This is a genomic window from Streptomyces poriferorum, assembly GCF_019399235.1.
GTDB classification, from domain to species: Bacteria; Actinomycetota; Actinomycetes; order Streptomycetales; family Streptomycetaceae; genus Streptomyces; species Streptomyces poriferorum.
Genome location: NZ_JAELVH010000337.1, coordinates 1 through 6,258, shown reverse-complemented (window position 1 = coordinate 6,258; position 6,258 = coordinate 1). Strand labels below are relative to the sequence as shown.

Below are 6,258 nucleotides of genomic sequence, written 5' to 3'. Positions count from 1 at the left end.
GGTGGCCGCGGCGGCGGGGCTGGTGCGGACCGGTGAGTGGGAGGACGGGGAGGAGCGGTGGCGGCGGGGTGAGCGGTGAGCGTGGTGACGTCAGGCGTCGGACGGGCTCTGTTTCACCCGGCCGGCCTTGATCAGTTCGGCGACGTCGAGGCTGACTGCGGCGCCGATCGAGTCGGGAAGCGGGGCCTCCTGGCCGGGGGCGTAGACCTCGTGGCGGTCGTACGTGCCGCCGACGGGTTCGGTGAGGACGTGGACCCGGCTGTGCTTGCGGTCGAGGATCACGTAGACGGGGATCTTGGCCTCGGCGTACGCGGCGACCTTGTGGCGCAGGTCGCTTCTGTAGTTGCTGGAGGTGACCTCCAGGACGAGGCGGAAGACGGCCGGGTCGTAGCAGTTGTTCTCGAGCCTGTGCTCGTCGAGATCGGCGTCGACGAGCGCGAGGTCGGGGATCGCGTAGTCCTCGGGGCCGCCCGGCAGCCAGAGGCCGATGCCCTGGAGGAGCCTCGACTCCTCGCCGTGGAGTCCTGCGGCGAGGAACGGGATCATGAGTGTGGTCAACGCGTCCGCGTGCGGGCCGTCCGGGGGTGGGGCCACGGTGATGACGCCTCCGATGATCTCGACTCGACGTCCGGGAAGCTGCTCCGCGAGCTCGTTGGCTTCTTCGAGCAACGACAGCTCCGGCTCGTCTTCACAGGGGTGCTCGACTGCTGCTGCAGACATTGCGGGCCTCCTGGAATGGCTGGTGTCGAGACCATCATCGTAGGGCGGAACGGCCGCAGAGCATGGTTCTGGCATATGCCACTCGGCCGAGTGAAGCAGAAACGGCCCTGCGCACACGGGCGTGTGCGCAGGGCCGTTCTCAGGTGCGGAGGCGTTACAGCTTCTCGATCACGTAGTCGATGCACGTCGTCAGCGCCTGGACGTCCGACGGGTCGATCGCGGGGAACATCGCCACGCGCAGCTGGTTGCGGCCCAGCTTGCGGTACGGCTCCGTGTCGACGATGCCGTTGGCGCGCAGCGCCTTGGCGATGGCCGTCGCGTCGATCTCGTCCGCGAAGTCGATCGTGCCGATCACCTGCGAGCGCTTCGCCGCGTCCGTGACGAACGGGGTCGCGTACTTCGACTCCTCGGCCCAGCCGTACAGGTGACCGGAGGAGGCGGCCGTGCGGCCGGTGGTGAACTCCAGGCCGCCCTGGGTGTTCATCCAGGTCAGCTGCTCGTTCAGGAGGAAGAGCGTGGCGAGCGCCGGGGTGTTGTACGTCTGGTTCTTCAGGGAGTTGTCGATCGCCGTCGGCAGCGAGAAGAACTCCGGGATGTGCCGGCCGGAGGCGTGGACGCGCGCAGCGCGCTCCAGGGCCGCCGGGGAGAAGACGCCGATCCACAGGCCGCCGTCGGAGGCGAAGGACTTCTGCGGGGCGAAGTAGTAGACGTCCGTCTCGGCGATGTCGACCGGCAGGCCGCCCGCGCCCGAGGTGGCGTCCACCAGGACCAGGGAGCCCTCGTCGGCGCCCGCGACGCGCTTGATGGGCGCGGCGACACCGGTGGAGGTCTCGTTGTGGGTGAAGGCGTAGACGTCGACGCCCGCCTCGGCCTTCGGGTCCGGGTGGGTGCCCGGGTCGGAGGCGATGACGGTCGGGTCGGCCAGCCACGGGGCGAGCTTGGCGGCCTTCGCGAACTTCGACGAGAACTCGCCGAAGTTGAGGTGCTGGGACTTCGACTCGATCAGACCGTGCGTCGCGATGTCCCAGAAGGCGGTGGAGCCGCCGTTGCCCAGGATCACCTCGTATCCCTCGGGGAGGGAGAAGAGGTCGCGCACGCCGTCACGTACCGCGCCGACCAGGTTCTTCACCGGGGCCTGGCGGTGGGACGTACCGAGCAGAGACGTACCGGTGGCGGCCAGCGCGTCGAGCGCCTCCGTCCGCACCTTGGAAGGACCGGCGCCGAAGCGTCCGTCGGCGGGCTTGATGTCAGCGGGAATCTGGATGTCGGCCACGAGTCGGAGCGTAGCCGCTCGGTGGAGCGGCCACGCACCCTGTCCGTCGGATGAGACAGGGGATCCGACTGGTGAGCGTTGGAGGTATGTCCGTACGAGCCCCGGTCCGGCGCTGAGGGTTCCGTCCTCAAACGCCGGACGGGCTTGGGTGGCCCAGGTCAGCCCAGGTCAGCCCAGGTCAGCCCAGGTCGACCGGGAGGTCGAACAGGTCGTTCTGGGTGACGATCGGCTTGTTCCGCAGCTCGGAGGCCGGTACGGCCAGCTCCAGCTCCGGGAAGCGCTCGTACAGGGCGGGCAGCGCGACGCCCGCCTCCAGGCGGGACAGCGCCGCGCCCGGGCAGACGTGCGGGCCGTGGCCGAAGGCGATGTGGCGGTTGGGGGACCGGGCCGCGTCGAACTCGCCGGCGGTCGGGCCGTACTGCGCCTCGTCCCGGCCCAGCGCGCCGAAGGACACGATCAGGGCCTCGCCCTTGGGGAGGACCTTCTCCCCGACGGCCACGTCCTCCGTCGCGAAACGGATCAGGACGTGCGAGGTGGGGGTGTTCCAGCGCAGCGTCTCCTCGATCACGTTCTCCCACGGCAGCTCGCCGGAGAGGACCTGCTTGCGCTGCTCGGGGTGGGTCTCCAGGGCGACGACGGCGTTCACGATCAGGCTGATCGTCGTCTCGTGGCCCGCCGCGATGATCAGCTGGAGGGTGTTGACGATCTCCTCGTTGGTGAGGTGGTCGCCGTCCTCGGAGGCCGCGATCAGGGCACTGGTCAGGTCGTCGCCCGGCTCGGCCCGCTTCGCGTCGACGATCTTCGTGAAGAGCGTGCCGAGGTCCGCCATCATCTGAGGGACCTCCTCCGGCGGCGTCTGCGTCGAGAAGAACTTCTCGAAGAGCTCCTTGAGGCGGGGGTGGTCGGCGCCGTCGACGCCCATCAGCTCGCTGATCACGTTCATCGGCAGCGGGTAGGCGAACTCGGCCTTCAGGTCGACCTTCTCGCCCTTGGGCAGGGCCGCGAGCCGGTCCAGGCTCGCCGTCGTCAGCGCCTCGATGCCCGCGCGCAGCCGCTCCACCCGCTTCACGGTGAGGGCCTGCGCCACCAGGGTGCGCAGCCGGCGGTGGTCGGCGCCGTCGACCGTCAGCATGGAGCGGCCCGGGTTGGCCAGACCGATCAGCGGCCAGTCCATGGGGATCTCGCCGCGCTGCCAGGCGCCCCAGACGTTGATGTCCTTCACGATGCGGGAGTCGGTCAGCAGCTGCCGCGCCTCCGCGTGGTGCGTGACCGCGTAGCAGTGCACCCCGCCGGGCAGCTCCACCTCGGCCAGCGGGCCCGCGGCGCGCAGGGCGGCGCTCTCGCCGTCGAGGTCGGCGACGAACGGGTCGAGGGCGATGCGGGTCATATCTGGCCTCCGGAGGCGGAACCTGTGGCGGGGGTGGGTGTGAAGGCGACGGGCAGATCCGTCAGGCCCCGCAGCCATGGGGAGGGGCGCCGGGTGAGCTGCTCGACGGGGACGGCCAGGTCGATGTCCGGGAGGCGGTCCAGGAGGACCTCGATACCGGTACGGGCGATGACCTCGGCCGTCTCCTGGGCCGGGAACGGGCAGCGGTGCTCGCCGTGGCCGAAGGAGAGGAACGCGTTGTTTCCGCCGGTGAGCGCGGAGCCGTCGGTGCGCACCTGCGGGTCGGCGTTGGCGGCGGCGAAGCCGAGGACCAGCAGGTCGCCCGACTGGATGTGACGGCCCCCGAGGTGGGTGTCGCGGGAGGCCCAGCGGCCCGCGATGTTCTGCGTCGGGGTGTCCTCCCACAGGACTTCGTTCATGGCCTCGGCGACACTGTGCCGGCCGCCGGAGAGCGAGGCGGCGAACCGGTCGTCGGTGAGCATCAGCCGCAGCGAGTTGCCCATCCAGTCCGCGGTCGGCTGGTGGCCCGCGGCCATCATGACCATGAGGTCCTGGGCGACCTCCTCGTCCGTGAAGCCGCCGGGGTCGGCCAGCATCCGGGTGGCTACGTCGTCACCGGGTTCGGCGTGCTTGTCGGCCAGCAGCTGGAACATCGACATGCCGAGGTGCTGCTGCCCGGCCAGGGCGCGCTCCCGGCCGTCGATCATGTCGTTGATCGAGCCGACGAGCGCGTCGCCCACTTCGTCGCTGAAGCCGTAGATCCTGGCCAGGATCCGGGCGGGGAGCAGCATCGCGTACTCGGCGATGATGTCGACCGAGCCCTTGGAGCAGAACCGGTCGATCAGTTCGTCGGCGAACTCCTCCGCGTACCGCTTGAGGGCGAACGGGTCGACCGCCTCCAGGGCGTTGCTGATCATTGCGGCGCGCTCGACGTGCCGCGGACCGACCGTGTAGAGGATCGAGGGCTGCTTGCGGCCGATCATGGGCAGCAGCGGCCAGTCGGCGGGGATGTTCTCCCACTGGGTCCAGAGGTCGGAGTCGCGGCTGAACAGCACCGGGTCGCTGGTGACCTGGTGCAGTTCGCGGTAGCCGAGGACCAGCCAGGCCGGGACGTCACCGTCCAGGACGATGGGGGCCACGGCGCCGTGGTCGCGGCGCATCTCCCGGTACAGCTGGGTGGGTTCGGTCTGGAACCGCGGACCGGACAGCGGTACGCGGCCGTGCGCGGGGCAGCCCGGGGGTGGTTCTGGCGGCTGGGTCACGGGGTGGGCTCCGGGGTCTTCTCCGGAGCGGTTTCCGGACGGGTGGCGGCGGCGGAGGAGGAGACGGTGGAGCTGACCGTGCGCCGGGAGAGGGCGTAGAGGTGCTCCACCAGCGTGATCAGGACGTACTTGCTGGAGGACCGGTCCCGGGCGTCGCACTCCACGAGCGGAACGTCGTCCGACAGGGCGAGCGCCTCGCGGATCTGCTGCTCGGTGTGGAGCGGGCCGCCGAAGTCGTTGCACGCCACGATGAACGGGGTGCCGTGGTGCTCCAGGCGGTCGATGGCGTACCAGGAGTCGGCGAGGCGCCGGGTGTCGACGAGGACGACGGCTCCCAGGGTCCCGGAGAACAGCCGGTCCCACAGGAACCAGAAGCGTTCCTGTCCGGGTGCGCCGAAGAGGTACAGCACGGAGCGCGCGTCGAGCGTGATCCGGCCGAAGTCGAAGGCGACCGTGGTGGACGTCTTCGACTGCACCCCGTCGAGGTGGTCGACGGCCTCGCCCGCACGGGTCATCGTCTCCTCCGTGTTGAGCGGACGGATCTCGCTCACGGATCGGACCATGGTGGTCTTGCCGACCCCGAAGCCGCCGACGACGACTATTTTCAGTCCGTTGTCGGCCGTGGCCTGCAGGGCGGCACGGTCAGAGGTTGCGGAGTCCAACGAGCACCTGTTCCAGGATGTCGGGGTCGGGGAGCCGGTCCGCGACACGGGCGGTACGGGGGTGGCGGGCGCTGATCCGGCCGGTGTCGAGCAGGTCGCACAGCAGGATGCGCACGATGCTGACGGGCAGGTTCAGTCCGGCGGCGAGTTCGACGACCGCGGTGGGCCGTTCGCACATCCGCAGGATCGTGACGTGCTCCGACTGCATGCCGGGGGCCGGCTCGCATTCGGAGACGACCAGCGTCACCAGGTCGAAGGCGGCCGAATCGGACCGGCTGCGGCCACCGGTGAGGGTGTACAGCCGGTCCGGGTCGTCGTCCCTGCCGGGGCGGGGGCGGGGAGTCATACGGTCGCGGTCTCGGAGGCCGGGACGGAATCGCGCGGCGGGGCGACGAGGTGCTCGCCGAGCTGCTCGACGAGCTCGCTCATGTTGTGGCCGACGAGGCCGACATCGGCGGTGTCGGAGGCGACGACCGCGAGGTGGGCGCCTGCCCCCGCCTCGACGATGAACAGCACCCCGCCGTAGAACTCGGCCATCGCGGAGCGTACGCCGCCGGTGCCGTCACCGAACTCGACGGACGCGCCGTGCGAGAGGCTCTGGATTCCGGCCGAGATCGCGGCCAGCTGGTCCGCCTGGTCGACGGAGAGCTCGGGGGTACGGCACAGCTTGAGGCCGTCCCTGGAAAGCACGAGGGCGTGACGGGCGCCGGGAGTGCGCTCAAGGAGCCCCTCCAGCAGCCAGTTGAGCTTCTCGTCGGTGGTCGCGGTCATCGGGTGTTGCCTTCCGGGTGCGGGGAGTTGGGCCGTACGGCCTGGCGGAAGCTGCTGAAGCGGGCTGCCTGGGCCTTGGCGTCGGACGTACGGGGCCGGGGGGTGGAGCCGTCGGCCGTCTCGGCCTCCGACGCTTCGGAGGCCGCCCGTGCGCGGGACTCGGCGGCGGCCAGGGTGCGGCCG

Annotated in this window: 7 protein-coding genes and 1 pseudogene; all 8 read right to left on the bottom strand. The window is 70.5% G+C overall.

The genetic code is table 11. The features are described from left to right. Positions 1-90 precede the first annotated feature (90 nt). Positions 91-720, bottom strand: coding sequence for a Uma2 family endonuclease (locus JGS39_RS35015; RefSeq protein WP_219573782.1), 630 nt, complete (start codon positions 718-720; stop codon positions 91-93). Between the two features lie 154 nt (positions 721-874). Next, complete coding sequence (gene serC, locus JGS39_RS35010; protein ID WP_219573781.1) at positions 875-1,993, bottom strand: phosphoserine transaminase; 1,119 nt, start codon at positions 1,991-1,993, stop codon at positions 875-877. A 178-nt stretch (positions 1,994-2,171) separates the two neighbouring features. Further along, positions 2,172-3,380 (bottom strand): cytochrome P450 family protein, encoded by a 1,209-nt coding sequence (locus tag JGS39_RS35005; RefSeq protein ID WP_219573780.1) that lies wholly within the window; start codon positions 3,378-3,380, stop codon positions 2,172-2,174. Then, positions 3,377-4,642 (bottom strand): cytochrome P450, encoded by a 1,266-nt coding sequence (locus tag JGS39_RS35000; protein WP_219573779.1) that lies wholly within the window; start codon positions 4,640-4,642, stop codon positions 3,377-3,379. Before JGS39_RS35000 ends, JGS39_RS35005 begins: the two co-directional genes overlap by 4 nt. Next, positions 4,639-5,304 (bottom strand): GTP-binding protein, encoded by a 666-nt coding sequence (locus tag JGS39_RS34995; RefSeq protein WP_219573778.1) that lies wholly within the window; start codon positions 5,302-5,304, stop codon positions 4,639-4,641. Before JGS39_RS34995 ends, JGS39_RS35000 begins: the two co-directional genes overlap by 4 nt. Further along, positions 5,285-5,650: a DUF742 domain-containing protein gene (locus JGS39_RS34990; RefSeq protein WP_219573777.1), complete on the bottom strand. Its 366-nt coding sequence runs from the start codon at positions 5,648-5,650 to the stop codon at positions 5,285-5,287. The genes JGS39_RS34995 and JGS39_RS34990 overlap by 20 nt, the downstream gene beginning before the upstream one ends. Continuing rightward, positions 5,647-6,075, bottom strand: a complete 429-nt coding sequence (locus JGS39_RS34985; protein ID WP_219573776.1) for a roadblock/LC7 domain-containing protein — start codon at positions 6,073-6,075, stop codon at positions 5,647-5,649. The genes JGS39_RS34990 and JGS39_RS34985 overlap by 4 nt, the downstream gene beginning before the upstream one ends. Next, positions 6,072-6,258 (bottom strand): annotated as a pseudogene (locus JGS39_RS34980) (ATP-binding protein); the annotation flags it as partial. The gene JGS39_RS34985 and the pseudogene JGS39_RS34980, both read right to left, overlap by 4 nt.

Bases quoted from the DNA above. Each gene is read 5' to 3' on its own strand.
- JGS39_RS35015 (WP_219573782.1), bottom strand. From the start codon at position 720: ATGTCTGCAGCAGCAGTCGAGCACCCCTGTGAAGACGAGCCGGAGCTG.
- JGS39_RS35005 (WP_219573780.1), bottom strand. From the start codon at position 3,380: ATGACCCGCATCGCCCTCGACCCGTTCGTCGCCGACCTCGACGGCGAG.
- JGS39_RS34990 (WP_219573777.1), bottom strand. From the start codon at position 5,650: ATGACTCCCCGCCCCCGCCCCGGCAGGGACGACGACCCGGACCGGCTG.
- JGS39_RS34985 (WP_219573776.1), bottom strand. From the start codon at position 6,075: ATGACCGCGACCACCGACGAGAAGCTCAACTGGCTGCTGGAGGGGCTC.